Annotated in this window: 20 protein-coding genes and 1 tRNA gene; 9 read left to right on the forward strand and 12 right to left on the reverse strand. The window is 65.3% G+C overall.

Features of this window, described 5'->3' with window-relative positions; genetic code table 11:
* Positions 1-58: 58 nt before the first annotated feature.
* On the reverse strand, positions 59-583 hold the full coding sequence (locus BG60_RS10570) for a GNAT family N-acetyltransferase (protein WP_008350962.1): 525 nt from the start codon (positions 581-583) through the stop codon (positions 59-61).
* A 173-nt stretch (positions 584-756) separates the two neighbouring features.
* Positions 757-1,539 (reverse strand): type I methionyl aminopeptidase, encoded by a 783-nt coding sequence (gene map, locus BG60_RS10575; RefSeq protein WP_034471377.1) that lies wholly within the window; start codon positions 1,537-1,539, stop codon positions 757-759.
* Between the two features lie 249 nt (positions 1,540-1,788).
* Here map and BG60_RS10580 point away from each other — a divergent pair, with 249 nt between their 5' ends.
* Entirely contained in the window at positions 1,789-2,139 is a 351-nt protein-coding gene (locus tag BG60_RS10580; RefSeq protein ID WP_034471379.1) for a hypothetical protein, read from the forward strand.
* A gap of 79 nt (positions 2,140-2,218) precedes the next feature.
* Here the strand turns inward: BG60_RS10580 and BG60_RS10585 are convergent.
* From BG60_RS10585 to BG60_RS10595, 3 genes are all read right to left on the reverse strand, one after another.
* Positions 2,219-2,309 (reverse strand) — tRNA-Ser (locus tag BG60_RS10585).
* A gap of 101 nt (positions 2,310-2,410) precedes the next feature.
* The gene (gene serS / locus BG60_RS10590; protein ID WP_034471381.1) at positions 2,411-3,709 is read right to left on the reverse strand and encodes a serine--tRNA ligase; all 1,299 of its coding nucleotides are present in this window, start codon (positions 3,707-3,709) and stop codon (positions 2,411-2,413) included.
* A gap of 115 nt (positions 3,710-3,824) precedes the next feature.
* The gene (locus tag BG60_RS10595) at positions 3,825-5,141 is read right to left on the reverse strand and encodes a replication-associated recombination protein A (protein WP_034471382.1); all 1,317 of its coding nucleotides are present in this window, start codon (positions 5,139-5,141) and stop codon (positions 3,825-3,827) included.
* Between the two features lie 160 nt (positions 5,142-5,301).
* Between BG60_RS10595 and cytX the strand changes: the two genes are divergently transcribed.
* Entirely contained in the window at positions 5,302-6,630 is a 1,329-nt protein-coding gene (cytX, locus tag BG60_RS10600) for a putative hydroxymethylpyrimidine transporter CytX (RefSeq protein ID WP_034471385.1), read from the forward strand.
* A 3-nt stretch (positions 6,631-6,633) separates the two neighbouring features.
* Here the strand turns inward: cytX and speB are convergent, their stop codons facing one another.
* Positions 6,634-7,659 (reverse strand): agmatinase, encoded by a 1,026-nt coding sequence (speB, locus tag BG60_RS10605; RefSeq protein WP_034471387.1) that lies wholly within the window; start codon positions 7,657-7,659, stop codon positions 6,634-6,636.
* Between the two features lie 115 nt (positions 7,660-7,774).
* Between speB and BG60_RS10610 the strand changes: the two genes are divergently transcribed.
* Positions 7,775-8,677: a LysR family transcriptional regulator gene (locus BG60_RS10610; protein WP_034471388.1), complete on the forward strand. Its 903-nt coding sequence runs from the start codon at positions 7,775-7,777 to the stop codon at positions 8,675-8,677.
* 23 nt (positions 8,678-8,700) lie between these two features.
* Here the strand turns inward: BG60_RS10610 and lolA are convergent, their stop codons facing one another.
* Positions 8,701-9,381, reverse strand: coding sequence for an outer membrane lipoprotein chaperone LolA (gene lolA, locus BG60_RS10615; RefSeq protein WP_081851844.1), 681 nt, complete (start codon positions 9,379-9,381; stop codon positions 8,701-8,703).
* Between the two features lie 26 nt (positions 9,382-9,407).
* Positions 9,408-11,723 carry a DNA translocase FtsK gene (locus tag BG60_RS10620; RefSeq protein WP_008350980.1) on the reverse strand — a complete coding sequence of 772 codons (2,316 nt, stop codon included), beginning with the start codon at positions 11,721-11,723 and terminating at the stop codon, positions 9,408-9,410.
* 354 nt (positions 11,724-12,077) lie between these two features.
* On the opposite strand from BG60_RS10620, the gene trxB reads away from it, so the two are divergent.
* From trxB to BG60_RS10645, 5 genes are all read left to right on the forward strand, one after another.
* The gene (gene trxB / locus BG60_RS10625; protein WP_008350982.1) at positions 12,078-13,073 is read left to right on the forward strand and encodes a thioredoxin-disulfide reductase; all 996 of its coding nucleotides are present in this window, start codon (positions 12,078-12,080) and stop codon (positions 13,071-13,073) included.
* A gap of 156 nt (positions 13,074-13,229) precedes the next feature.
* Positions 13,230-14,066 (forward strand): Smr/MutS family protein, encoded by an 837-nt coding sequence (locus BG60_RS10630; protein ID WP_008350985.1) that lies wholly within the window; start codon positions 13,230-13,232, stop codon positions 14,064-14,066.
* Positions 14,056-14,676 (forward strand): trimeric intracellular cation channel family protein, encoded by a 621-nt coding sequence (locus BG60_RS10635; protein ID WP_008350988.1) that lies wholly within the window; start codon positions 14,056-14,058, stop codon positions 14,674-14,676. Before BG60_RS10630 ends, BG60_RS10635 begins: the two co-directional genes overlap by 11 nt.
* Positions 14,677-14,819: 143 nt before the next feature.
* Positions 14,820-15,473 carry a protein-L-isoaspartate O-methyltransferase family protein gene (locus tag BG60_RS10640; protein ID WP_008350990.1) on the forward strand — a complete coding sequence of 218 codons (654 nt, stop codon included), beginning with the start codon at positions 14,820-14,822 and terminating at the stop codon, positions 15,471-15,473.
* Positions 15,474-15,527: 54 nt separating this feature from the next.
* Positions 15,528-15,851 carry a rhodanese-like domain-containing protein gene (locus tag BG60_RS10645; RefSeq protein ID WP_008350991.1) on the forward strand — a complete coding sequence of 108 codons (324 nt, stop codon included), beginning with the start codon at positions 15,528-15,530 and terminating at the stop codon, positions 15,849-15,851.
* A gap of 19 nt (positions 15,852-15,870) precedes the next feature.
* On the opposite strand, the gene BG60_RS10650 is transcribed toward BG60_RS10645, so the two are convergent.
* The 4 genes from BG60_RS10650 to hemC all read right to left on the reverse strand — a co-directional run bounded on the left by BG60_RS10650 (position 15,871) and on the right by hemC (position 21,903).
* Positions 15,871-17,448, reverse strand: coding sequence for a GDSL-type esterase/lipase family protein (locus tag BG60_RS10650; protein WP_034471390.1), 1,578 nt, complete (start codon positions 17,446-17,448; stop codon positions 15,871-15,873).
* Between the two features lie 185 nt (positions 17,449-17,633).
* Positions 17,634-18,827, reverse strand: a complete 1,194-nt coding sequence (locus tag BG60_RS10655; RefSeq protein WP_008350996.1) for a heme biosynthesis protein HemY — start codon at positions 18,825-18,827, stop codon at positions 17,634-17,636.
* The gene (gene hemDX / locus BG60_RS10660; protein WP_034471392.1) at positions 18,827-20,896 is read right to left on the reverse strand and encodes a fused uroporphyrinogen-III synthase HemD/membrane protein HemX; all 2,070 of its coding nucleotides are present in this window, start codon (positions 20,894-20,896) and stop codon (positions 18,827-18,829) included. Before hemDX ends, BG60_RS10655 begins: the two co-directional genes overlap by 1 nt.
* Positions 20,896-21,903 carry a hydroxymethylbilane synthase gene (gene hemC, locus BG60_RS10665; RefSeq protein ID WP_034471393.1) on the reverse strand — a complete coding sequence of 336 codons (1,008 nt, stop codon included), beginning with the start codon at positions 21,901-21,903 and terminating at the stop codon, positions 20,896-20,898. The genes hemDX and hemC overlap by 1 nt, the downstream gene beginning before the upstream one ends.
* A 335-nt stretch (positions 21,904-22,238) precedes the next feature.
* On the opposite strand from hemC, the gene ppc reads away from it, so the two are divergent.
* Positions 22,239-25,316 carry a phosphoenolpyruvate carboxylase gene (gene ppc / locus BG60_RS10670; RefSeq protein ID WP_034471394.1) on the forward strand — a complete coding sequence of 1,026 codons (3,078 nt, stop codon included), beginning with the start codon at positions 22,239-22,241 and terminating at the stop codon, positions 25,314-25,316.
* Positions 25,317-25,679: the final 363 nt, after the last annotated feature.

Consider the following 25,679-nt stretch of genomic DNA (forward strand, 5'->3'; position numbering starts at 1 on the left):
CGACGAAGGCGCACGACGAACATGCGTGAAGCGAAGACGAAGCCGAAGCGGAGGCGCCTCAGTCGTCCTCTTCGGGATGCATGTGGCGCACGAAGAGCGACTCGGCTTCTTGCTCGTGAGACGGCATCGCGCGACGATCGCCGGTGGGACCGAAGCCGAGGCGCTCGTAGAAGCGCACCGCGGTGCGGTTCTCCTCGGATATCCACGCATGCACCTCTGCGACGCCTTGCTGCGCGAGCCATCGCGACGCGACGTTCACGAGCAGTTCGCCGCCACGCAGATGCCGCACGGCCGGCGCGACCCACAGCGCGCTCACGAATGCGCGCTCGTTCGGCGCCTCTTCGATGTACGCGTGCACGAGACCGCAAGGATGGCCTTCGGTGTAGAGCAGAAACGTCGCGAGCCGGGGCGAACTCGCATGCAGCGACGCGGTGTCGTCGAACGACGACGGATCGACGAGCAGCGCATCTTCCAGCGTTTCGCCGAATGCGTATGGCGCTTCGCGCAGCGATGCCGTGCGAAGCTCGCGCAAGACCGAACCTTGTTGCGCGGCGATGCGGCTGACGGTCAGTGAGGGACTCATGCGGGCGCTCATGCGGACAATTTCTCTCTGGCTTTCAGGCGGGATACGCGTGCGGCTCTGTCGGCCGGTCCGGCGCTCGGGCCATCGGCATAGCTTCAACCGAACGGGCGAACCCGTCAATTCCTAAATCCGGGAAAGTGCTTTACAACGCACACGGCATGGCGAACGCGCGCTCATGGCGCTCCATAGCTGCCCGTGCCATCCGGCCACGGCGTGAGCACTTCGAAGCCGTCGTCGGTCACGGCGACCATGTGCTCCCACTGCGCGGACAACGAGCGGTCCTTCGTCGTCACGGTCCAGCCGTCGCGCGACTGCTGCGTGGCGGCGCGGCCCGCGTTGATCATCGGCTCGATCGTGAAGACGAGGCCCGGCTTCAGACGCAGGCCCGCGCCACGCTGACCGTAATGCAACACTTGCGGATCTTCGTGATACACGCGGCCGATGCCGTGTCCGCAATACTCGCGCACCACCGAGAAGCCTTCCCGATGCGCGACGCTTTGAATCGCCGCGCCGACGTCGCCGAGCGTCGCGCCGGGACGCACTTCGCGCATGCCGGCGACCATCGCTTCGTAGGTGGTTTCGGTGAGACGGCGCGCCTGCTCGCTCGGTGTGCCGGCGTAGTACATGCGGCTCGTGTCGCCGTAGTAGCCGTCCTTGATGATCGCGACATCGATGTTGATGATGTCGCCTTCCTTCAGTTCCTTCGCCCCCGGAATGCCGTGGCATACGACGTGATTCACCGACGTGCAGATCGTTTTCGGAAAGCCCATGTAGCCGACGTTCGCGGGCACGGCCTTCAGTTCGTTGACGATGAAGCGATTGCAGATGGCGTCGAGTTCGTCGGTGGTGACGCCCGGGCGGACGTATTCGCCGATCATCGCGAGGACTTCGGCGGCCATGCGGCCGGAGATGCGCAACTTTTCGATGTCGGCGGGTGTCTTGAGGGTGATGGCCATTGAGCAATGCGAATGGGTTCGTGCCGCCTCGCGCGCGCCTTTTCGCCGATGTTCGACGCAGGCGGCGCGCGAGGACAATGGGCCCGATGATAGCACTCCCGCGCAGCCTCTCCGCTCGCGGAGGCGCATCGGCGCTGCATTTCGAGCCTTCAGGCGCGTTGTTTGTACGTGCGTCGCCGTCGTCGTTCGATCTTGTGATGAGCGACCGTTTGTGTTTTAGTGGCGCGACTTCTGACCTGCCGGAGTGTTATGAACCTGCATCGATCTGCTTCTCTTTGCGCCGTGCTGTCGGGCGTCGCCACCCTCGCCGCCTGCAGTTCGACGAGCGATCCCGAACTGCGTGCGTCGAAACCCGTGATTCATGTTTCGTCGGCGCGGCCTGCGTCGGATATATCGAGTTGTCTGCAACGCATGATTCCGTCCGCGCAGACGCGACGCGATCAGGGCTCGACGGAGTTGCTGGTCGGCTCGAATGCGTGGCTCGTGACGCTCACGCCTTCGGCTTATGGATCGATCGTGAAGGTGCAGCAGTCATCGAGCGACGATGGCGGCGTGCCCGAACCCGAATTGCGCTTCGATATCGCGAGGTGCACGACCTGAAGACGCGCTCCGCCTCGACGAAGCGGAGCCACAAAAGCAAAACCCCGCAAGCCTTTCGACTTGCGGGGTTTTTGTGTCTTGGCGGAGAGGGTGGGATTCGAACCCACGGTACGGGAAAACCGTACGCCTGATTTCGAGTCAGGTACATTCGACCACTCTGCCACCTCTCCGTCTACCCTTGCGGGTCTTCGTGAACTGGTCGTTGCTCAACGAAGAACGAAAGTATATCGAACCCTTTCGCGCTTTCCAAGCCCCTTTTTGAAAATAAACATCAGGCCGACGCGGAAACTTCGATTCTTTCCGCGCCGCGCATGTACGGACGCAGCACTGTGGGAATCGTCACCGAGCCGTTCGCATTCTGGAAGTTCTCCAGCACCGCGACGAGCGTGCGGCCGACCGCCAGGCCCGAGCCGTTCAGCGTATGCACGAACTCCGGCTTGCCCTGCGCATTGCGGAAGCGCGCCTGCATGCGACGCGCCTGGAACGCCTCGGTATTCGAGCAGCTCGAAATCTCGCGATACGTGTTTTGCGCCGGCAGCCACACTTCCAGATCGAACGTCTTCGCCGCCGAAAAGCCCATGTCGCCGGTGCACAGCGTAATCACGCGATACGGCAGTTCGAGCTTCTGCAAGATCGTCTCCGCCTGGCCGACCATCTCGTCGAGCGCGGCGTACGAATGCTCGGGCGCCACGATCTGCACCATCTCGACCTTGTCGAACTGATGCTGGCGGATCAGGCCGCGCGTATCGCGCCCGTACGAGCCCGCTTCGGAGCGGAAGCACGGCGAATGCGCGGTCAGCTTCACCGGCAGCGCGTCGGCTTCGAGGATGCTGTCGCGTACCGTGTTGGTGAGCGAGATCTCCGACGTCGAGATGAGGTACTGCGTGACCGTGTTCTCGTCGCCGCCTTTCTCGACGCGGAACATGTCGTCGGCGAACTTGGGCAGCTGGCCCGTGCCGTAGAGAATCTCCGGATTCACGATGTACGGCGTGTATGCCTCGGTGTAGCCGTGCTGCTCCGTATGCGTGTCGATCATGAATTGCGCGAGCGCGCGATGCAGCCGGGCGATCGGCCCGCGCAACAGCGTGAAGCGCGCGCCGGAGAGCTTCGCGCCCGTTTCGAAATCGAGACCGAGCGGCGCGCCGACATCGACGTGATCCTTGACTTCGAAGTCGAACGAACGCGGCGCGCCCCAGCGCCGCACTTCGACGTTCTGCGTCTCGTCGTTGCCGACCGGCACGCTTTCGTGCGGCAGGTTCGGCACGGTCAGCATCAGGTCCGACAGACGCTTCTGGATCTCATCCAGCTTCGCCGCCGATTCCTTCATCGTGTCGCCGATGCCGCTCACTTCCGCCATCACCGCCGACGTGTCCTCGCCGCGGCCTTTCATCGCGCCGATCTGCTTCGACAGGCTGTTGCGGCGTGCCTGGAGTTCTTCGGTGCGGGTCTGGATCTCGCGACGCTCGGCTTCGAGCGCGGCGAACGCGGCGACGTCGAGCGTGTAGCCTCGAGTGGCGAGACGCTTCGCGACGCCGTCCAGGTCTTTGCGGAGGGTTTGGATGTCGAGCATGGCGGGGCTGCTTTGTTAAGTAATCGGAAACGCCGATTTTAGCGCACGGTCATCGCGCGCCGGGCGGGATCGGCGAAACGCGGCGAGCGCGCGCGCGAAACGGACCGCGCCGGTTTCAGCGCTTCTTCTCGTCGCGATGCTCGCGCCGCCACGCATCGTCGAGTTCGGCGAGACGCGAGAGCTTTTCGCCGATCTTCCCTTCGAGTCCGCGCGGCGTCGGCTTGTACCAGTACGGATCGCGCATGCCGTCGGGCAGATAAGTCTCGCCGGCCGCGTAGGCGTCGGGCTCGTCGTGCGCGTAGCGATATTCGTGGCCGTAGCCGAGTTCCTTCATCAGCTTGGTCGGCGCGTTGCGCAGATGCACCGGCACGCCGCGCGACTGATCCTTGCCGACGAAGCGCCGCGCTTCGTTGTACGCGTTGTAGCCGGCGTTCGATTTCGGCGCGACGGCGAGATAGATGAGCGCCTGCGCGAGCGCCAGTTCGCCTTCGGGCGAGCCGAGCCGCTCGTAGGTTTCGGCGGCGTCGAGCGCGATGCGCGCGCCGCGTGGATCGGCGAGGCCGATGTCCTCCCACGCCATCCGGACAATGCGCCGCGCCATGTAGCGCGGGTCCGCGCCGCCGTCGAGCATGCGGCAGAACCAGTAGAGCGCCGCGTCCGGATTGCTGCCGCGAACCGATTTGTGCAGCGCGCTGATCTGGTCATAGAACGCGTCGCCGCCCTTGTCGAAGCGGCGCAGGTTTTCGGCGAGCGCGCTGCCGAGCAGTGCGCCGTCGACCTCCGTCTGCTTTTGCTGCGCCGCCGCGCGCGCGACGATTTCCAGATTGTTCAGGAGCTTGCGGCCGTCGCCATCGGCGGAACCGATCAGCGCGTCGCGGGCTTCGTCGGTGAACGTGAGGCCGCCGAGTTCCTTCGTTGCGCGTTCCAGCAGTTCCTTGAGTTCATCGGCGTCCAGACTCTTCAGCACGTACACCGCCGCGCGCGACAACAATGCGCTGTTCACCTCGAACGACGGATTCTCCGTCGTCGCGCCGACGAACACGAACAATCCCGATTCGACGTGCGGCAAGAACGCATCCTGCTGGCTCTTGTTGAAGCGATGCACCTCGTCGACGAACACGAGCGTCTGATGCCCGTTCGCGCGATGAATCTGCGCCGTTTCCACCGCCTCGCGAATGTCCTTGACACCGGACAGCACCGCCGACAGCGAGATGAACTGCGCGTGAAACGCATCGGCCATGAGACGCGCGAGCGTGGTCTTGCCGACGCCGGGCGGGCCCCAGAGAATCATCGAATGTGCCTCGCCCGATTCGAAGGCGACGCGCAGCGGTTTGCTCGGCCCGAGCAGATGCTTCTGGCCGATCACGTCGTCGATGGTGCGGGGGCGCAGGCGCTCCGCGAGCGGAACGGTGCCACGGTTTTCTTCGAACATGTGCTGTGCGATGCAGATTGACGCAGTTGGGTGGATCGCGGCGATAATCTCGCGCTTCGGCAAAGGCGCGGCGCGGCCGCAGAATCGGGTCATTATGACAGCCTGAGGGCCGCGACCAACGCGGGCCACGCCTGAACAATCCATATAAGGACGCAATCCGATGGGGCAAGAGCACACCACGAACGCCGCAGCGCACGGCGAAACTTCGACTTACGCGCCGCTCACGCCGGTGCCGCCGGAGCGGCGCGCATTCGGCACGGGCGACGCCTTCGCGCTCTGGTTCTCGCTCGGCATCGGCCTGCTGGTCGCGCAGGCGGGCGCGCTGCTGGTGCCGGGATTGTCGCTGCCGCACGCCCTCGCGGCGATCGTCATCGGCACGGTGATCGGCGTCGTGCTGCTCGCGCTCGCGGGCGTCGTCGGCACGGATACGGGGCTTGCGGCGATGTCCTCGCTGCGCCCGACGCTCGGCGTGCGCGGCGCATCGGTGCCGGCGGTGCTCAACGCAATCCAGCTCGTCGGCTGGGGTTCGTTCGAGATCATCGTGATGCGCGATTCCGCCGACGCGCTCGCGAAGCAATCCTTCAATCTCTCGATGCCGCTCGTCTGGACGCTCGTCTTCGGCGCGCTCGCCACCTTGCTCGCGGTGAGCGGCCCGCTCTCCTTCGTGCGCCGCTTTCTGCGAACGTGGGGAATCTGGCTCCTGCTCGGCGGCGCGGGCTGGCTCACCTGGAATCTGCTCGCGAAGCACGATCTCGCCGCGCTGATGGCGCGTCCCGGCACCGGCGAAATGGCGTTCGGCGCGGGCATCGATCTGGTCGTCGCGATGCCGCTGTCGTGGCTGCCGCTGATCGCCGATTACACGCGTTTCGGCAAGAGTGCGGGCGGCGCGTTCCGCGGCACGCTTCTCGGCTACGGCATCGCGAATCTGTGGTTCTATGCGCTCGGCGCGATCTACGGGCTCACGGCGGGCGGCGGCGATGCGCTTCTCACGACCGCGTTCGCGCAGGCGGGCGGCGGGCTCGCGCTCTTCCTGATCCTGATCGACGAAACCGACAACGCCTTCGCCGATATCCACTCCGCCGCCGTATCGACGGGCACGTTCTGGGCGCGCGCGAGCGTGCCGCTGCTCTCGTGCGCGTTCGGCGCGCTGTGCACGCTCGTCGCGCTCGTCGTCGAGATGGGCAAGTATCAGAACTTCCTGCTGCTGATCGGCTCGGTGTTCGCGCCGCTCTTCGGCGTCGTGCTGGCGGATCACTTCATCGTGCGCAAGCGCCGCATCGAAGCGGCCGTGCTCGCCGATGTCAACGGCCGCTATGGCTTCTCCGGCGGATGGCACGTCAGCGCGTTCATCGCATGGGGCATCGGGATCGCGGCGTATCACGCGATCAACCAATGGCTGCCGAATCTCGGCGCGACGCTGCCCGCGCTCGCACTCGGCGCGGTGTGCTATCTGCTGCTCGTGTCGGGCAGACGTCGCGCCTACGCGTAAGCGTTATCTCGCCGCGCGATACTCCACGCCCGGCAGCACGCACAGCAACTCGAACGCGAGGTTCGCGCCGAGCAGCGCGGTCGTGCCGAACGGATCGTAAGGCGGCGCGACTTCGACGAGATCCGCGCCGACGATGTTCAGCCCGCGCGCGCCGCGCACGATCTCCAGCGCTTGCGGCACCGTCAGCCCGGCGATTTCCGGCGTGCCGGTGCCGGGCGCGAACGCGGGATCGATGCCGTCGATATCGAAGGTGATGTACACCGGCCCATCGCCCATCTGCGCGCGCACTTCGTCCATCAACGGAACGAGCGACTTGTTCCAGCATTCCTCCGTCTGCACGACGCGAAAGCCCTGCTCGCGGCACCAGTCGAAATCGCCCGCTTCGTAGCCCGTGCCGCGCAGCCCGATCTGCACGACGCGCGAGCAATCGAGCAAGCCCTCTTCCACCGCGCGGCGAAACGGCGTGCCGTGCGCGATCTTCTCGCCGAACATCGTGTCGTTGACGTCCGCGTGCGCGTCGATATGAATCAGCCCGACCTTGCCGTGCTTCGCGTGAATCGCGCGCAGGATCGGCAGCGCGATGGTGTGATCGCCGCCGAGCGTCAGCGGCTTGCAGCCGTGCTTCAGGATTTCGCGATACGCGCGCTCGATGCGGTCGATCGAATCGAGCAGGTTGTACGGATTGATCGCGACATCGCCGATATCAGCCACGCGCAGCGAATCGAACGGCGCGGCGCGCGTCGCCATGTTGTACGGACGCAGCAGCACCGACTCGCTGCGCACCTGACGCGGGCCAAAGCGCGCGCCCGTGCGATTCGACGTGCCGAGATCGAACGGCACGCCGACGAAACACGCATCCAGCCCTTCCGCCGATTGAACGTGCGGCAGACGCATCATCGTCGTGATGCCGCCGCAGCGCGGCATCTGATTGCCGGAAAGCGGCTGCGGACGCTCGGCGCGCTGTTCGAGGAAATGCGAATCGAAGTGTTCGGCTGGAGCGAAAAGCGACGAAGGCGAGGAAGGATTCATGGCGTCGAATGGCGGCGGGTGGTCGATCCGACAATTAATAGCCGCTTTCCCGCGGAGATAAAATGGCGAAGAAATCAACTTAACATCGATATTTATCGATGTATCGACGGCGGCCATGTTCACTCACCTTTCCGATCTGGATCTGCGCCTGATCCGCGTGTTTCTCGCCATCGTCGATGCGGGCGGCGTCTCGTCCGCGCAAGCGACGCTCAACGTCGGGCAGTCGACCATCAGCACGCAGCTCGCGACGCTGGAAACGCGGCTCGGCTACCGGCTTTGCGAGCGCGGACGCGGCGGCTTCGCGCTGACCTCGCGCGGCGAGCCGTTCGTCGAGGCGTGCCGGACGCTGCTCGCGGCCATCGACACCTTCGATTCGACCGCGCGCAATGTCGGCAAGAAGCTCGTCGGCACGCTGACGCTCGGGATGATCGGCAACACGCCTGTCAGCGCAAACGCGCGCGTCAGCGAGGCGATCGCGCGTTTCCGGCAGCGCGACGAATCCGTGCGCTTCGCGGTGCTCGTGCGCTCGCCCGGTGAACTCGAAGAGATGCTGCTCGCCGAACGCATCCAGATGGCGATCGGATACTTCTGGCATCGCGTGCCGTCGCTCGAATACACCGAAATTTTCGCGGAGGATCAACTCGCGTATTGCGCACGCGAGCATCCGCTGTTCGCGCGCGCGGGACGCGTCGCCGTACCAGAAGCGTTCGAGCACGACTGGGCGTGGCGCAGCTATCCGCTGCCGGAAGCGGGCGAGCTGACGCCGCGCAATATCGGGGCGGTCGCGGACAACATGGAGGCCGTCGCGATGCTCGTGCTGTCGGGCCGGCATCTCGGCTATCTGCCCGAGCATTTCGCCGCGCCCTACGTGAAGGAAGGGTTGCTCGCGCCGTTGAACCCGAAAGCGATGCGCTATCGCGTCGCGTTTCAGATGGTCACGCGCGCTGAACGCTCGGGCAGCGCGAAACGGGAAATCGTGGAAGCGTTCGTCGAGGACATGCAAGCCGCGCACGCCTGACGCGCGCGGCCGGACCTGAAACCTCAGCCGTTGATGACATCCGCGCCCTTCGGCACGGTGAATTTGAACGTATCGCTCTTGATGGGCGGGTTCTTCTGGATGTTCGAGAACGTCAGCAGCGTCACGTTGCCGAAAACGTCGTGCAGTTCCATCGCCTGCAGGTTGCCGTCCTTGAAGCCGATGCCGACCGTCTCGAATTGCGTGTCCTTCGCCTTGGGCGTGAGTTCGAGCCAGTCGATGCCGCCCTTCTCCCCCGCGTCGCGCAGGTTGAAGTTCTTTTCCAGATCGTTACTGCCGAAGAGAATCGCCGCCGGGCTCGCACCGAGCGCGCCGCCGAGCGTGCGTACCGTGACCTGGTTCAGATCCTTGTCGTAGACGTAGAGCTTGTCGCCGTCGGCCTGGAGAATTTGCGAATACGGCTTCTGATACGACCAGATGAACTTGCCCGGCCGCGCGAACATGAACGTGCCGCTGGAGGCTGCGCCCTTGGTCGGCACTTGCGTGGACGTCGCGCCGTTGTTGGTCTTGCCGGGCGCCTTGATTTCCTGCTGCGTGAAGTCGCCGCGCGCCGCGTGGACTTGCGACACGAACGCCTTCAATTGCTCCGTGCCGCTCGCGAATGCGTGCGATGCGACCAGCATCGACGCCGAAACCAGCGCCGTGCCGAATGCCTTAACGAAACTGCGCCCCGTAAACTGCTTCATGCTTATGTTCTCCATATAACGCGCGGTCATTCCGCGTCGCGCGCCGGCGTGAGGATTTCGCGGTTGCCGTTCGACGACATCGCCGACACGAGCCCCGAGTTCTCCATCTGTTCGAGCAGACGCGCCGCCCGGTTGTAGCCGATGCGCAAATGCCGCTGCACGAGCGATATCGACGCGCGACGGTTCTTGATGACGACCTCGACCGCCTGATCGTACAAAGGGTCCGACTCGCCATCGGCGCCGCCGGTTCCGCTTGCGCCCGCCGAGCCTTCGTCGCCATCGCCCGCGAGGCCGCCTTCCAGAATGCCCTCGATATAGTTCGGCTCGCCCTGCTCCTTCAGCTTGTCGACGACGCGATGCACTTCTTCATCCGACACGAACGCGCCGTGCACGCGTACAGGCAGGCCCGAACCGGGCGGCAGATAGAGCATGTCGCCCATGCCGAGCAGCGACTCCGCGCCCTGCTGATCGAGAATCGTGCGCGAATCGATCTTCGACGACACCTGGAACGCCATGCGCGTCGGCACGTTCGCCTTGATGAGGCCGGTGATCACATCGACCGAAGGACGCTGCGTCGCGAGAATCAGATGGATGCCCGCCGCGCGCGCCTTCTGCGCAATGCGCGCGATCAGCTCTTCGACCTTCTTGCCGACGACCATCATCAGATCGGCGAGTTCGTCGATCACGACGACGATGTTCGGCAGACGCGTGAGCGGCTCCGGCTCGTCGGGCGTGAGGCTGAACGGATTCGGAATGTTTTCGCCGCGCTTCTTCGCTTCGTCGATCTTCGTGTTGAAGCTCGCGAGATTGCGCACGCCCATCTTGCTCATCAGCTTGTAGCGGCGTTCCATTTCGGCGACCGCCCAGTTGAGCGCGTGGCCGGCCTGCCGCATGTCGGTGACGACCGGACACAGCAAATGCGGAATGCCTTCGTAGACGCTCATTTCGAGCATCTTCGGATCGATGAGGATGAGACGGACCTGATCCGCGCTCGCCTTGTACAAGAGCGAGAGAATCATCGCGTTGATGCCGACGGACTTGCCCGAGCCCGTCGTGCCCGCGACGAGCAAGTGCGGCATCTTCGCGAGATCGGCGCAGACTGGATTGCCGCCGATGTCCTTGCCGAGGCCCATCGTCAGCGGCGATGCGCCGTTCGCATAGACTTCGGAGCCGAGAATTTCGGAGAGCTTGACCGTCTGACGGCGCTGATTCGGCAATTCGAGCGCCATGAAGTTCTTGCCCGGAATCGTCTCGACGACGCGAATCGACACGAGCGACAGCGAGCGCGCGAGATCCTTCGCAAGACCGACGATCTGGCTGCCCTTCACGCCCGTCGCCGGCTCGATTTCATAGCGCGTGACGACCGGCCCCGGATACGCCGCGACCACGCTCACTTCGACGCCGAAGTCCTTCAGCTTCTTCTCGATGAGACGCGACGTGTATTCGAGCGTATCGGCGGCGATGGTTTCCTGCGTCTTCGGCGGCGGATCGAGCAGCGCGAGCGGCGGCAAGGTGGAATCGCCCGGCAGGTCCTTGAAGAGCGGCACCTGCTTTTCCTTCTCGGCGCGTTCGGAACGCGCGGGCGCGGGCGCGGCGGGCACGATCATCACCGGCTCGTGATCCTCGCTCTTCTCGCGCGAACGCACGACCTTGCCTTCGCGCTTGACCGCGGCCGCTTCGCCCAGCTTGCGATCGCGTCCGGCTTCGCGGCGCAGTTGCGCGCCGGTGATCGCATCGAGAATGCCGTCGCCGACCTTCTCGCACACGGACAGCCACGAGAAGCGGAAATACAGCGAGAGGCCGATCGCGAGCGCGATCAGCAGAAACAGCGTCGCGCCCGTGAAGCCGAGCGCGTGCGATACATGGCGCGCGACCACATCGCCGACGACGCCGCCCGGCGCGCGCGGCAACTGCACCTTGAGCGACCACATGCGCAGTGCCTCGATGCCGTCGGAGGCAAGCAGCACGAGCACGAACGCGAACGCTTCGGCGAGCCAGGTGCGGTCTTTCGGCGCGTCTTCGTCGACGACCGGCGGATGCGTGATCTTTCGATAATTCGCGATGATGCGCCGCGCGAGCAGCACGATCAGCCAGTAGGACGAAAGCCCGAAGACGAGCAGGAGGATGTCCGACGTGTACGCGCCGACGCGCCCCGCCCAGTTCGCGATGTGATCGACGCTCACCGCGTGGGTCCAGCTCGGATCCTTGCGGCTGTACGAGAGGAGCGCCATGACGAGAAACAGTCCGAGTGCGACCTGGAGAATCCAGCGAATCTCGGTGAAGAGCCGCGACATGCGGTGCGGCAATGCCTGCGGGCTCGCGGAATAGGTAGCTTTGGCCATTGATTCGGTGTCGCTTTGTATCGCTTTTTTGCGGCTCGCGCCTGTTGCGCAAGAGCGGCATGGAACGGTGAACTATTGTAAACGCTGCATTGCGGTGAAAGGCGCAAAAACCGGCGCGTTCTTGCAACCTGTAACACTCGTCACGCGCGCGTCATGTCGCGGTTTCGGCCCGGCGCGGCTATCAATCCGATTGAAAGGTTCATTCGGAAGGCTTTTTCCGACGCCTTTATAATCGTCGTTTTGCACTCAAATACGGTTCATCGGATGTACCGGGCGTCGAGATTGCTGCGTCGCAGGCAATCGCTCGCGCGCCTCGAGGCGCGCATCCGAAACCATCAATAACGGACCATCATCATGTCTTCGCCCAAACACGCCAAAGTGCTGATTCTCGGTTCCGGCCCCGCCGGCTACTCCGCCGCCGTCTACGCCGCGCGCGCGAACCTGTCGCCGCTGCTCATCACCGGCCTCGCGCAAGGCGGCCAGCTGATGACCACCACGGACGTCGAGAACTGGCCGGCGGATCCGTCGGGCGTGCAAGGCCCCGAACTGATGCAGCGTTTCGAGGAACACGCGCGCCGCTTCAACACCGAGATCGTCTTCGATCACATCCACACCGCGAAGCTCAACGAGCGCCCTTTCCGTCTGATCGGCGATTCCGGCGAGTACACCTGCGATTCGCTCATCATCGCGACGGGCGCATCGGCGCAATATCTCGGCGTGCCGTCGGAAGAAGCGTTCATGGGCAAAGGCGTGTCGGCCTGCGCAACGTGCGACGGCTTCTTCTATCGCAACGGTGAAGTCGCGGTGATCGGCGGCGGCAATACGGCCGTCGAGGAAGCGATCTATCTCGCGGGCATCGCGAAGAAGGTCACGGTCGTGCATCGCCGCGACAAGTTCCGCGCCGAGCCGATTCTCATCGACCGCCTGCTCGCGAAGGAGAAGGAAGGCATCGTCGACATCAAGTGGAATCACGTGCTCGACGAAGTCACCGGCGATCAGTCCGGCGTCACCGGCCTGCGCATCAAGGACACGCAATCGGGCAAGACGACCGACATCGCGCTGCAAGGCGTGTTCGTCGCGATCGGCCACAAGCCGAACACCGATCTCTTCGTCAACCAGCTCGAGATGAAGAACGGCTACATCATCACGAAGGGCGGCACGAGCGGCGACGCGACCGCGACGAGCATCCCCGGCGTGTTCGCGGCGGGCGACGTGCAGGATCACGTCTATCGCCAGGCGATCACGAGCGCGGGCACGGGCTGCATGGCCGCGCTCGATGCGCAGCGTTATCTCGAAACCATCGACGAAACGCCGACGCCGCATTCGATGAGCCACGAAGCCGACCGCTGATCGGGCGGCGCGAGCCGCTAGAATGCAGCAACGACGGGCCACGGTTCACTCCGCCGGCCCGTTTTCGTTTCGGCGCGCGCGTGCCGTCGTTTCACGCGGCGGCGCCGGCGCGCGGCGCGCCGAGTCCGATCCCCGACCCATTCCGCTGGCCGAACGATGCCGAAGAATCTCCCTCATCCGAACGAACCGAAAGTCCGTCGCAAGGAAGCGCCGCGCCCGGCCGCGCCCGCGCAAAAACCGGTGGATGCGCGCGATGTCGCCGCCGCCGTGAAACGCGAAGGCCTGTCGGGTCTGTCGTCGCTGAAGGGCGCGCTGAAGGCCGACGCCGAAAAGCGCGAAGTCCAGCGGGTCGCGGCGGCGCGCGCCGAGCGGGAAGCCGTCGCGGATGCCGACGAGTTTCGTCGCGCGATCGGCGAAATCGAGCCGCTCAAGACGCCGCCGCGCACGACCGTCACGCGCGTACCGCCGCCGCCCGTGCCGCTGCAGAGCCGCCGCGACGAAGAAGCGGTGCTGCAGGAAGCGCTCTCCGACGAATACGATCCCGAAAGCCTGCTCGACATCGACGAAACGCTGTCGTTCTATCGTCCGGGCGTCAGCCAGGAAGTCGTCAGAAAGCTGCGGCGCGGGGCGTGGATCGTGCAGGCGCAGCTCGATCTGCACGGCATGCGCCGCGAGGAAGCGCGCGAGGCGCTCGCGGAGTTCATCCGCGAATCGGTGAAGCGCGGGCTGCGCTGCCTGCGCGTCATTCACGGGAAAGGGCTCGGGTCCATCGGCAAGGAGCCGGTGCTGAAGGGCAAGGTGCGCGCGTGGCTCGTGCAGAAGTCGGAGGTGATCGCGTTCTGTCAGGCGCGGCCGCACGACGGCGGCGCGGGCGCGGTGCTCGTGCTGCTGCAGCCGGGCGGCACGCCGCGTCATCACAATCATCCGCAGGACAAGTCGCAGGACCGGAGCCTCGGCAAGAACAGCAATCCGGGGCCGGACAGTGCATCCTAGACTCACCCTCGCCATCACCATCATGGAGGCGCTCGCGATTTTCGCGTACGCCTTCTCCGGACTCATCGAGGCGCGCAAGCGCCGGCTCGACGCGGTAGGCGCGTTTCTCGTCGCGCTCGTGACCGCGTTCGGCGGCGGCACGGTGCGCGACGTGCTGCTCTCGCGCCGGCCCTTCTACTGGGTCGAGCATCAGGACTACGTGCTGTTCATCTTCGCGATGGCGATCTTCGCGCCGCTTTTTTTGCGCGTCACGTCACGCCTCTTCGACCAGCGCGCGCTGCTCGTCACCGATGCGATCGGGCTCGGACTCTTCAGCGTGTCGGGCACGTCGATCGCACTCGACGCCCAGATGCCCGCCTTCACCGCGACGATGATGGGCGTCATCACCGGCGTGTTCGGCGGCGTGCTGCGCGACGTGCTCTGCAACGAGATTCCGCTGATCCTGCGCGACTCGCGCCCGTACGCGGTCTGCGCGTTCGCCGGATGCTGGATGTATCTCGGGCTCGAACGGCTCGACGTCGACACGATCTACAACGTGCTATTTTCGACGGCGTTCATCCTGATCGCGCGGCTCATCACCTTCAAGTTCGATATCCGCCTGCCGCATTAGCCGCACGGGAGGCCAGCGCGTCGGGCGCAGGTCGGGCGCAAAGCAGGCGGGAAAACCCTTCGATTTGCTACAATCGCGTAGTTTTCTAGCCCCGCATCCGGCCGCGATGCAAGCCGCTCCGGTCGCCATCACGCACACAGAACATGAACATCGAGCAAGCGCGTTTCAACATGATCGAGCAACAGATTCGTCCGTGGGAAGTGCTGGACCAGGACGTCCTGAACCTGCTCGCGATCGTCAAGCGCGAGAACTTCGTTCCCGCCGCGTACCGCAACATCGCTTTCGCCGATCTCGAAATTCCGCTGCCTGGCGGCGAGCGCATGTTGTCGCCCAAGGTCGAAGCGCGCGTCCTGCAGGAACTCGCGATCCACAAGGGCGAAACCGTGCTGGAAATCGGCACCGGCTCGGGCTACATGGCGGCGCTGCTCGCGCACCGCGGCCGCAGCGTGACGACGGTCGAAATCTCGCCGGAGCTCGCCGCTTTCGCGCAGCAGAACCTCGCGGCGAACGGCGTGACGAACGTCGACGTGATCACCGGCGACGGCGCGCTCGGCTGGAATCAGGGCGCGCCTTACGACGTGATCTGCGTGTCGGGCGGGCTGCCGGTTATGCCGCAGGAATTTCTGGAACAGCTGAAGATCGGCGGGCGCATCGCGGCGTTCGTCGGCTCGGCGCCGGTCATGAAGGCGCAGATCATCACGCGCGTGGACGAAAAGCAGTTCCGCGTGTCGGATGTCTTCGAAACGCTCGTCGCGCCGCTGAAGAACGCGGTGCATCCGTCGCAGTTCAAGTTCTAAGCCGAAAGCGCGCTGCCGGCCTTATCCGGTAGCGCGCATCTTGCCGGAATCTCCATGCAAAACCTGACCGCACCCGAACTCGCCGCGTGGCTCGCCGATTCGTCGCGCCCCGCTCCCGTTCTGCTCGACGTGCGCGAGCCCTGGGAAATCCAGACGGCGAAGATGGACAACATCGTGTCGATTCCGATGCGCGACATCCCCGCACGCAGCGAAGAACTCGACGACGAAGCGCAGATCGTCTGCATCTGCCATCACGGCGCGCGCAGCGCACAGGTCGCGATGTTCCTCGAATCGCGCGGCTTCACGAAGACGTTCAATCTCTACGGCGGCATCGACGCATGGTCGCGTCAGGTCGATCCGTCGGTTCCGACGTACTGAAAGCGCTCGGCGCGGCGCTTCATCCCTCGCTCGACCAGAGTGCGGTGCCGCGCGCCGAAAAGATGACGAGATAGCCGTTCGGCAAGATAGTCGCGTAGGCGCCCGGATGGCCCGACGTGTGCGTCTGCCAGACCGTCGCGCCATTGTTGTCGTACATCGCCAGATTGCCGTCCTCCTGCATGCGCAGTTCGACGCCCGGCGTGCCGCTCACCTGCGATGACCAGATCGTCGCGCCATCCTTCACCGCGACGAGATAGCCGTCGCCGCGCAAGTTCACCTGCACGTTTCCACTGCACGCCGCGATCGATTGCCCTTCCGCAAGGCCTTCGCCCATCGCGATGCGCCCGCACGCCGTCGGCGCGTTGATCGGCGGCAGCGCGGCGAACCAGCCCAGATCGACCGCATTGGCGATCGCCAGCATGCCGGCATCGTCCGGATGAAGGTCGTCGCCGCTGTTGTAGGCGCGCGCGAACGCCGTCGAGTCGTGCGCGCCGGCCGGGTGGCCCAGCGCCGCGGCCTGATCCAGCACGGCATCGCAACCGCTGCTCTTGCTGCGCAGATAAGCGTTCACCGTCTGGCGCGTGTTCTCGATATCGGGCGTCCATTCGTCGAGGCCTTCGAAGGGCGTAAGCGTCGAGCAGATCAGGCCCACTTTCGCCGCGGCAGCCTGGTGAACGAGTTGCTGATACGCGCCGATGAGCTGCTGCGCGCTCGGCGGATTGCCGCTGATGAGATTGTTCACCGCGTCGTCGGAGACTATCACCCATTTGACGTTGGACTGCGCGAGCACGTCGCGGGCGAAGCGCGTCAGCCCGGCTTGGCCCGAACCGTTCGTGAAGAAATCGTTGCCGCTGATGCCCTGATTCAGCACGCCGACCGTCATGCCTGAGCGGATCAGCCGCTCCGCGAGGCGGTTCGGCCAGCGCCGGTTCGTATTGGGCGTCGACGCGATTCCGTCCGTGATCGACGCGCCGAAGGTGACCACCGCGCCCGTCGCCGCGGCGTTCATCACATCGACATTGGTGAGGAAATAGTACGACTGCTCGCCCGCCGCGTTTACGACGCCGCCCGTGAACGCCGGGTCCGCGCTGACGTCGCCCGGTGCGATCCAGTTGTCCTGCAAGCCCTCGACGTGCCCGGTCGATCCCGGCGGCGTCTGCGACGGAATATGGAAGCTCACGGAGATGTCCGCGAGCGCCGGCACCTGAAACGGAACGGGGTCGGTCTGGACGGTGCCGCCGACGGGAATCGTCACATAAGTCTGCCCGTTGAAGGTCGCGGCCTTGTCGCTGCCGGCGATCGTCCGCGCGCCGCTCGCGCGACGGGCGACATGCACGTCGCCGAGCGTAACGGGCTGCGTGCCGAACAGATTGGAGAACGTCAGGCGCGCCGCCGTCCCGCCGATGCTCGTCCGCACGACGTGGCGAATCGTCTGATTGTTGAAGCCCCGGTCGGCGGTGACATCGGGCGCGGCGGCCCAGGTTCCGGTCCACGGCGCGGACGTGATAACGCCCTGTGCGAAGTAATGCGACGTATCGGGCCAGGACAGAAAAACGACGAGCGCAAGCCCGATCAACGTGTGTAGCGCCCGTCTCACGCCGCCTCCTTTTCTTTCGATCCTCGTATCGGTGGAAGGAAACTAGACCATCTTACAAGCGCATCGGCCGTGCGGTGGCGTACAGACAACGCAAAAACGCCGGTCCGGAAAGCGCGTGCAAAAAAATGGGCTGCATGAGCATCGCGCCCGTGCAGCCCGTTCCTGAACGCGTCAGGCGAGCGCAATCAGACGACGTTCATCGCCAGCGCGCTTGCGCGGTAATGTTCCGCGGCCTTGTCCGCGTCGCCGAGCTGTTCGTGCAGACGGGCGAGCGCGCGATGCGTGCGAATCTTCAGCGGTTCGTTGTCGGCGAGCTTCAGCGCCGATTCGAGGAACGCCTGCGCCTTGCCCCACAACTGCTGATGCAGGCAGAGACGTCCGAGCGTGAAAAGCAGGTCGGCGTCTTCGGTGCGTTCCTTCTGCCACGCTTCGGCGCGCTGGATCAGCGGGAAAGCGTCGCCGCCGACGATGCAGTCCGGATAACGCCGCAACAGCCGCGCGTCCCAGTTGTGCGCGAGCGCGTCTTCGACGATCTTCTTCGCCTCCGCGCGACGATCGAGCGCGATCAGCAGTTCCGCGGCGAGATCGGCGAGACGCGGCGACTGGCGCTCGGTCGCCGACAGCGATTGCCACAATTCGAGCAGCGCGTCCGGGTTATGCCGGCGATCGCGCAGCAGATTTTCCGCCGCGACCTGGCGCAGCCGCACCGCGACCGCCGGATGCAGCGCCTCGCGCTTCTCCAGCATCCGCACGAGCTTCAGCACTTCGCCCCAGTTCTTCAATTGCTGCTGCGCGCGCAGCGCGATTTGCTGCGCGTGGATGCGCCGGCCGCCCTGCGCCTGCATTTCGGTGAGCGCGACGAGCGCGCCGTCGGCGTCGCGGCCATCGGCGCGCATGTCGGCGGTGGCCATCAGGCGCGCGTCCTGCCAGTCGGCGCCGGAAACCTGCGCGAGCCACTCGTCGCGGCGCGCATATTCGTGCAGACGATGCGCCGCGTTCGCGCCGATCAGCCCGGCCGCACCCTTGTTGTCTTCGACGGACAACGCATCGCGCGCGGCCTTCTCGGCTTTCGAGAAACGTCCGGCGTACAGATGCCCGACCGCATCGCGCAGCGACGCATTCGCCTTCGCGATCTTGCTGCGCGTGCGATACGCGGCGACGCGCGACGGCATCTTCCAGACGCCACGCACCGCGCGGATGATCGCGTACAGCACGATGAACAGCACGACGAGCGCGACCGCGAACAGATTGAGCGACATGTCCACGCGATACGGCGGTATCACGAGCAGGATTTGTCCGTTGTTGAAGCCGCCGACGGTCGCGACGATCACCGCGACGGCGAACAGCAGCGCGAGCCAGATGAGTCCACGAATCGTCATCATCCGCCTCGCTTGAACTGATGGACGGCGGCGAGGCTCGCGTTCAGGTTCGGCACGGCGACGGCGAGCGACGCCTGATCGACCTGCTTCACGAGCTCGCGCACGGCCTGCACTTTCTTCGACGAGGCATCGAAGTAGCGGCCGAGCGCGGCGTCGGCGGCGCGCAGGTCCGACTTGAGCGTCGGCTCGCTGCGCGACAGCAGCGAAAGACGCGCGGACAGCAGCCGCAGCTTCACATTTTCGCGCACGAAATAACCTTGATCGGGCGATGTGAGCATCGCATCGGCGTTATCGATGCGGCGCACCGAGACGAGGCTCGACAACTGCTGGCCGATGCCGTTCGTGATCTGATGCCACAGCACCTTCCAGCGCGGCTCGCCGGTCGCCGCCGCGATCGACGCGCTGTTGGCCGGCTCGGCGGCCTGCGCGCGGGCGCGGGCGATCGGCGCCTCGCCCGAAAGCGGCAACTGGTCGATCTGGTCGATGGCCGTGTCGAGCTTGATCGCGAGACCGGTGAGATCGGTCGTCGGCGTGGCTTTCAGCTTGTCGATGTCCTGCGCGATCGCCTTGCGGATCGCGACGACCTGCGGACCGGTGGTCGCGGCAAGACGCGTGTCGGCGCTTTGCAGCGCGAAAAGCGCGAGTTGAACGTTGCCGGTGAGTTGCAACTGCTGGCTCGCGCTCGACAGAATCTGCTCGACTTCGGCGACGGTCCAGTCGTCGCGATTGCTCGCGAGATCCTGATATTGCTGCTGCAGCGCCTGACTGTGCGCTTCGGCATCGGCGAGCTTGCCCTGCAACTGGATGATCTGCGTGTTCAACGCGGTGGTCGCGCTCGCGGCCTGATCGGCCTTCGCGCGCAGATCGGCGTTCTGCTCGTCGGACTGGGCGAGGCGCTGCGACAGTTGCGCGTCGGTGCGCTCGAACTTGCGGTTCAGGACGAAGGCGCCCGCGCCCGCCGCCACCGCCAGAATGACGACGACGAACCACAACACCACGATGCCCGCGCCGCCGTTCTTCTTCTGCTGCTCATAAGGCGTGAAAGGCGTGTTCGGCGGCAAGGGCGGTGTCACGTTCGGCTGAGGTGAAGCTTTCTTGGAATCGTTCGAATCAGTCATGCGTGATTGAGCCGTTTGTTGGGCCGGCGCGGTGGCCGGATTGGCGTCCGTCGGCGCGGATGAGGAATTTATCGAAGCCGATGCGCTCGCGTGCGCGTGAGCCTCCGGATCCCGTTGGAGCGGGAACAGCGCTTCCAGCGCGTGCGCGATGCGCTCATCGCCCGCGCCGGACACCGTAATCCTATCAAAACCCGCTCCCCGCGCGGCCTCGGCGATGCGCGGGTGCGGGCAGACGAGCGGCGCGCGCTTGAGCAGCACGATTTCGTCGGCGGTGAGATGTTCGTGGGCGAGCTCGTCGAGATTGCGCACGCCTTCCGAGCTTGTCAGCAGCCACGCGTGCGGTTCTCCGGCCAGCAATTCGTGGATGCGCTCCCACTCTTGCATCGACGGTTCCGGCAACACGCGGCGATAGGCGGCGGCCTTTTCGACCCGCGCGCCTGCTTGCGCGAGCCGCTCGGCGAGCCATTCGCGGCCGCCGTCGCCGCGCACGATCAGCACGCGCTTGCCTTCGAGACCGTTCGTGCCGAAATGCGCTTCGATCGCGGTGAAGAGCGCCTCGGAATCGAAGCGCGGATCGAGCGCTTGCGCCGACGGACTGATCACGCGATGCGACGGCGCGTGCACGCCCTGACGCGCGAGCGCCGCGACCGAGCCCGGACCGACGACCGCGACGGGCAAATCGACGGGCCACGGCGCGGCGAGCCGCGAGAACGCATGATCGATCGCATTCGGCGACACGAACACGACGAGCGCATAGCGCCCCGGCGCTTCCGGCGGCAGAAAAAGCTCGTCGAGCGCGGCGCGCAGCGGCGCATCGTCGGCGACGGGCGCGATATCGATGAGCGGAAATTCCAGCGCGTCGAAGCCGGCGCTCGCAAGGAGCGCGAGCAGCGCGGACGACTGTCCGGCGGGACGCGTGACGACGACGGTGGCGCGGCGCTCGCTCGCCATCAGGACTTCGGCCCCGAGGGCGCGGTGTTCGGGCCGTCGGCGCGCGACATGGTGCTGAGCGCGGCGACGATATCCATCGCGCCTTGCGCTTCGAGATCCGACGACACGCGCTGGCCGAGCGCGAGCGCGGCGGCGAGATCGGGCGCCTGCACGCTTTCCTCCGCGCGCAGCACGCGCTTGCCGTCGGGCATCGACACCGCGCCGCGCAGATTCAGCGCGCCGTCGCGCCATACGGCGTACGCGGCGAGCGGCACTTCGCAACTGCCGCCGAGCGCGCGCGACACCGCGCGTTCCGCCTCGACCGCGAGCGCGGTGTTTTCATCGTGCAAAGGTGCGAGCCACGCGGCGAGATCGGCGCGGTCCGCGCGAATCTCGATACCGAGCGCGCCCTGCCCCGCTGCCGGCAAGCTCTCGGACGGATCGAGCAGCGCACGGATGCGCGCTTCCAGACCGAGACGCTTCAAACCCGCCGCCGCGAGGATGATCGCCGCGTACTCGCCGCGGTCGAGCTTGGCGAGACGCGTATCGAGATTGCCGCGCAACGGCCGCACTTCGAGATGAGGAAAGCGCGCGCGAATCATCGACTCGCGACGCAGGCTCGACGTGCCGACGATGCTCCCCGCAGGCAGCGCATCGAGCGATGCGTAATGCGGCGACACGAAAGCGTCGCGCGGATCTTCGCGCTCCATGATGGCGCCGAGCGTGAAGCCTTCGGGCAGTTCCATCGGCACGTCCTTGAGCGAATGCACGGCGAGATCGGCGCGGCCCTCGGCGAGCGCGGCTTCGAGCTCCTTCACGAACAAACCCTTGCCGCCGACCTTCGACAACGTGCGATCCAGAATCTGATCGCCGCGCGTCGTCATTCCGAGGATTTTCACGTCGCAAGATGGATATAATTTGTGCAGCGCACACCGCACGTGCTCGGCTTGCCACATCGCAAGCCGGCTTTCCCGCGAAGCGATGATGATGCTCGCGGGCGGTGTCGTTGAATGCGTCTCGGAATTCATTGATGCTCGATCGAATGACGGGATGGATGAATAGACATTAGCGAACAATGGTAGCACGCACGCCAAGGTCCACCGACACCCGGGCAGCGCGCGAGAGCCTTGTCCGATGCGCCTTTCGGGGCGTCCGTGGTGTGTTCGTAGCGGCGTGAACGACGGCCCCGGCCGCGTCGTGCGCGATGAACGCTTCGGGGCGCGAAGAATGCCGCGGCATGCTGTCGCCGGTTTGACGCACGGCCGTTCGCGCGGCCCGCGATTTTCTGCCGATGCGGCGCCCGTCGAGGTCGCCGGATCATGTCGATGTACCCTGGCTTCGCAGCTTTCGAGAGGAACCCAACGTGACGTCATCCGGATCGGCTCGCCCGGCGCGCCGCAACGCCGCATTGCCCAAGTCTTCCTCCTCCGACGCGCCGCGCGCGGCGTCGTCGCCCATCGTCACGACGAAGGCCGCGACGGCCGCGAAGGCTTCGAAAGCCGCCATCGCGCCGAAGCTCGCGAAGAAAGCCATCGCGACCAAGACCGCGCCGACGCAGCTCAAAACGCCGCGCCCCAACGGCGCGGCCGTCGCGAAAGCCGCGAAGCCCACGAAGCCCGCGAGCCGCACGCGCGACGACAAGGACCGCCCGCTCTTCGAAGACATCCGCTTTCTCGGGCGTGTGCTCGGCGAAGTGCTGCGCGAGCAGGAAGGCGACGCCGTGTTCGAGGTCGTCGAGGCCATTCGTCAGACGGCCGTGAAGTTCCGCCGCGAGGACGACGTCGAAGCCTCGCAGACGCTCGAAAAGAAGCTGCGCGCGCTGTCGCCGGAACAGACGGTGTCGGTCGTGCGTGCGTTCAGCTACTTCTCGCATCTCGCGAACATCGCCGAAGACCGCCATCACAATCGCCGGCGGCGCATTCACGCGCTCGCGGGCTCGGGTGCGCAGCCGGGCACCATCGCGTATGCGATCGAGCGCATGCGCGAGCACAAGAACATCAGCGCGACGCGCAAGCTGCTCGAGAGATTCTTCGGCGATGCGCTGATCGTGCCCGTCCTCACCGCGCATCCGACCGAAGTCTCGCGCAAGAGCATTCTCGACGCGCAACACGATATCGCGCGTCTGCTCGCCGAGCGCGATCAGGAACTGACCGCGCGCGAACGCGCACAGAACGAAGCGGTGCTGCGCGCACGCGTGACGTCGCTGTGGCAGACGCGCATGTTGCGCGACGCGCGCCTTTCCGTCGCCGATGAAATCGACAACGCGCTGTCTTACTATCGCGCGACCTTTCTCGCCGAAATTCCCGCGCTCTACGCCGATATCGAAGCCGCGCTCGCGGAACACGGCCTGCCCGTGCGCCTGCCGCCGTTCTTTCAGATGGGAAGCTGGATCGGCGGCGACCGCGACGGCAATCCGTTCGTCACCGGCGAAACGCTCGAAAACGCGATCACGCGTCAGGCGATCGTCATCTTCGAACACTATCTGGAAGAGACGCACAAGCTCGGCGCGGAATTGTCCGTGTCGGACCTGCTCGCCGGTTCGAGCGATGCCCTGAAAGCACTCGCCGATGCCTCGCCCGACCAGTCGCCGCATCGCAAGGACGAGCCGTATCGGCGCGCGCTCATCGGCATCTACACGCGGCTTGCGGCGAGCGCGCGCGTGCGGCTCGGCGAAGGCGTCGTGACCGTGCGCAGCGCGGGTCCAGGCGCACCGCAGATTCGCGCGACGCCCTACGCCGATGCCTCCGAATTCGTGCGCGACCTGCACGTGCTGATCGATTCGCTCGCGGAGCATCACGGCGCGTCGATGTCGAGCCTGCGTCTGTCGCCGCTCGCGCGCGCCGCCGAAGTGTTCGGCTTCCATCTCGCGAGCATCGACTTGCGGCAAAGCTCGGACATTCACGAGGCCGTCGTGAGCGAGCTGCTCGCGCGTGCGGGCGTCGTCGAGGATTACGCGTCGCTCACCGAAGAGCAGAAGCGCGAAGTGCTGCTGAAGGAGCTCGCGCAGCCGCGCCCGCTGCGCCTTCCCTACGCGCACTATTCCGATCTCGCGAAAAGCGAGCTCGGCGTGCTCGAAGCGGCCCGCGAGACGCGCGCGAAGTTCGGTGCGCGCGCGGTGCGCAACTACATCATTTCGCATACGGAGACCGTCAGCGACTTGCTGGAAGTGATGTTGCTGCAGAAGGAAACGGGCGTGCTGCAAGGCTATCTCCGCGCGAAGGACGATTCCCCGCGCGACGGCCTGATGGTCATTCCGCTCTTCGAGACCATCGCCGACTTGCGCAACGCGCCGGTCATCATGGGCGAATTCTTCGCGCTGCCGGGCATCGACAAGCTCATCGAAAATCAGGGCAACGAGCAGGAAGTGATGCTCGGCTATTCGGACAGCAACAAGGACGGCGGTTTCCTCACGTCGAACTGGGAGCTGTATCGCGCGGAACTGGCCCTCGTCACGCTGTTCAAGGAGCGTGGCACGACGCTGCGCCTCTTCCACGGACGCGGCGGCACGGTCGGACGCGGCGGCGGCCCGACGTATCAGGCGATTCTGTCGCAGCCGCCCGGCACCGTCGACGGGCAAATCCGCCTGACCGAGCAAGGCGAAGTGATTGCGAGCAAGTTCGCGAACGCGGAAATCGGGCGGCGCAATCTGGAGACGGTCGTCGCCGCGACGCTGGAAGCATCGCTGTTGCCGCACGAGAACGCGCCCGCGCAGTTGCCGCAATTCGAAGCGGCGATGCAGACGCTCTCCGATTCCGCGATGGCCGCGTATCGCGCGCTCGTCTACGAGACGCCGGGCTTCACCGACTACTTCTTCCTGTCGACGCCGATTTCGGAGATCGCGGAGCTGAACATCGGCAGCCGGCCGGCGTCGCGCAAACTGCAGGATCCGAAGCAGCGCAAGATCGAGGATCTGCGCGCGATTCCGTGGGGCTTCTCGTGGGGCCAGTGCCGTCTCTTGCTGACGGGCTGGTACGGCTTCGGCAGCGCGGTGACGGCGTATCTCGAGCGCGCCGGTTCCGACGATGAACGCGCGAAACGTCTCGCGACGCTGCGCAAGATGCACAAGACGTGGCCGTTCTTCAAGAACCTGCTGTCGAACATGGACATGGTGCTCGCGAAGACCGATCTCGCCGTCGCGTCGCGCTATGCGCAGCTCGTCACCGACAAGAAGCTGCGCAAGACCGTGTTCGACAAGATCGTCGCGGAGCATCAGCGCACGTGCGACGTGCTCGGCGAAATTACCGGCAAGATCGATCGTCTTTCGGACAACCCGCTGCTCGCGCGTTCGATCAAGAACCGCTTCCCTTATCTCGATCCGCTCAATCACTTGCAAGTGGAGCTGTTGAAGCGTCACCGCGCGGGCGATCAGAACGTGCGGCTGCGGCGCGGGATTCATTTGACGATCAACGGGATTGCCGCGGGGTTGCGTAATACCGGCTGATGCCTTCCCTTGGCGGGGCGTTTTGGTTCGGGATGCAACGTTGCCTCGATGTATGCGTGGGTTTCGGCGGATCCCGATTTCGTGTCGGTCTATTGGCGTTGCCCCTGTGCGGGGCGGCACCTACTTTCTTTGCTGCTGCAAAGAAAGTAGGCAAAGAAAGCAGCTTTTCAGGCCCACGGTCACACGCACGTTGGGTAGTTCTCTCGTCCCGGGCGGCACTCGCCTAAAGAGTGCCCTCAAAGGACCAATCGGGCTTGGCTCGCGCACGGTCTGCCGCCCGAAGGTGTTCAGAACATTGGTTCAGCACGAAATAGCTTCGGCACAGCGCTTCGCGCTGCCGTAGGGCATGCAAGGGAAACCATC

It is taken from the genome of Caballeronia zhejiangensis (assembly GCF_000698575.1).
GTDB classification, from domain to species: Bacteria; Pseudomonadota; Gammaproteobacteria; order Burkholderiales; family Burkholderiaceae; genus Caballeronia; species Caballeronia zhejiangensis.